We start from the raw sequence: 1,633 nt of genomic DNA, 5'->3' as shown, positions 1-1,633 counted from the left end.
TCGCTCGTCGGCCATGCCGAACGTACCGGGCAATCCGAGCCTGCCACCGAACGTCAGCGCTGCCGGCAACTCGCAGATTCAGTTGCAGCGGCGTCCGCAGACGGTGACCATTCCGAACAGTGCTGCAGTCGGGCCTGCCGGTACGTCGCCTACGCCGGCAAACACGGATGGACAGGCAACGTTCTACGTGCCATCGACGAAAACCAATTAAGCAGCACGGCGGGCGTCTCCTCATTGGCTGTCCCGCGGTTCTCGCCTGATTGCACTATCTCGCAAGCGGCCAACGCGCCGCTTCGACGCTTCTGATGCTTCTGCACGAATTGCTTGTTGCAATATCCGCAACACCACAGCAGCACAACGCCAATACGCTTCATCACGCGAGACACGCCATGAAAATCGCCATCGCCGGTGCATCGGGCCGTATGGGCCGCATGCTGATCGAAACCGTTCTCAATAATCCCGACGTCACCTTGTCCGGCGCGCTCGACCGCGCGGGATCACCGCAGCTCGGCGAGGATGTGGGTACGTTGCTCGGTAAAACCACGGGCGTGGTTCTTACTGACGATATCGAGCAGGTGTTTGCCGCAAGCGATGTGCTGATCGACTTCACGCGTCCCGAAGGCACGCTCGTGCATCTGGAAGCGGCGTTGCGGCATAACGTGAAAATGGTGATCGGCACGACGGGTTTCAACGACGAGCAGAAAGCGCAATTGCGTGCCGCCGGAGAGAAGATCGGGATCGTGTTCTCGGCGAACATGAGCGTGGGCGTGAACGTGACGCTCAAGCTGCTGGAATTCGCGGCCAGACACTTCGATAAAGGCTACGACATCGAGATCATCGAGGCGCATCACCGGCACAAGGTCGATGCACCGTCAGGCACCGCCCTGGCAATGGGCGAGACGATCGCCAACGCGCTCGGCCGCGACTTGAAGGAATGCGCGGTGTACGGCCGGGAAGGCGTGACGGGTGAACGCGATCCCTCCACCATCGGTTTCGCTGCGATTCGCGGCGGCGATATTGTCGGCGACCACACGGTGCTGTTCGCGGGCATCGGCGAGCGCGTCGAGATCACGCACAAGTCTTCCAGCCGTTTGTCTTACGCTCAAGGTTCGCTGCGCGCCGCGCAATTCCTGGCGAGCCGGGAGCGCGGAATGTTCGACATGCAGGACGTGCTCGGCTTGCGTTGAGCCAGGCTGCAGATTCCTTCGAGGTCCGAGTTCAATGGCAACAACCGGCATCATTCATTACTTGCAGAGCAGCGACGGCATCACACATGGCGTGGCGGGCGTGCTGCTGGCCATGTCGGTGGCGAGCTGGTGTTTTCTGATCGTGAAGGCATGGGTCCTCGTTCGTGCAGAACGCCAGGGGCCGCGCGCCGTACAGCGGTTCTGGCAGGCGGCGACGCTTGCTGACGGCATCGCGGAGTTGAAGAAAGCCGATCGCGAACGCGTGTATTTGCCGCTTGCGATGGCTGCGTGGCGTGCATCGGAGGCGGAAATGCCGGGTGCGTTGATCGCGCATGTCGAGCCCGGCGAGCGTGTGTATTTGCCGCTTGCGATGGCTGCGTGGCGTGCATCGGAGGCGGAAATGCCGGGTGCGTTGATCGCGCATGTCGAGCCCGGCGAGCGTGTGT

At 61.9% G+C, this 1,633-nt stretch carries 1 protein-coding gene and 2 pseudogenes; all 3 read left to right on the top strand.

What is annotated here, in order from left to right:
* Positions 1-211, top strand: a pseudogene (locus ACRXB1_RS35725) (outer membrane protein assembly factor BamE); the annotation flags it as partial.
* A gap of 178 nt (positions 212-389) precedes the next feature.
* Positions 390-1,187 (top strand): 4-hydroxy-tetrahydrodipicolinate reductase, encoded by a 798-nt coding sequence (gene dapB, locus ACRXB1_RS35720; RefSeq protein ID WP_174364071.1) that lies wholly within the window; start codon positions 390-392, stop codon positions 1,185-1,187.
* A gap of 34 nt (positions 1,188-1,221) precedes the next feature.
* A pseudogene (locus ACRXB1_RS35715) lies at positions 1,222-1,633 on the top strand (MotA/TolQ/ExbB proton channel family protein); the annotation flags it as partial.

The organism is Caballeronia sp. M23-90, from assembly GCF_053574605.1.
The sequence above is the reverse complement of the archived record's forward strand: the minus strand, read 5'-3'. Positions and strand labels throughout refer to the sequence as shown.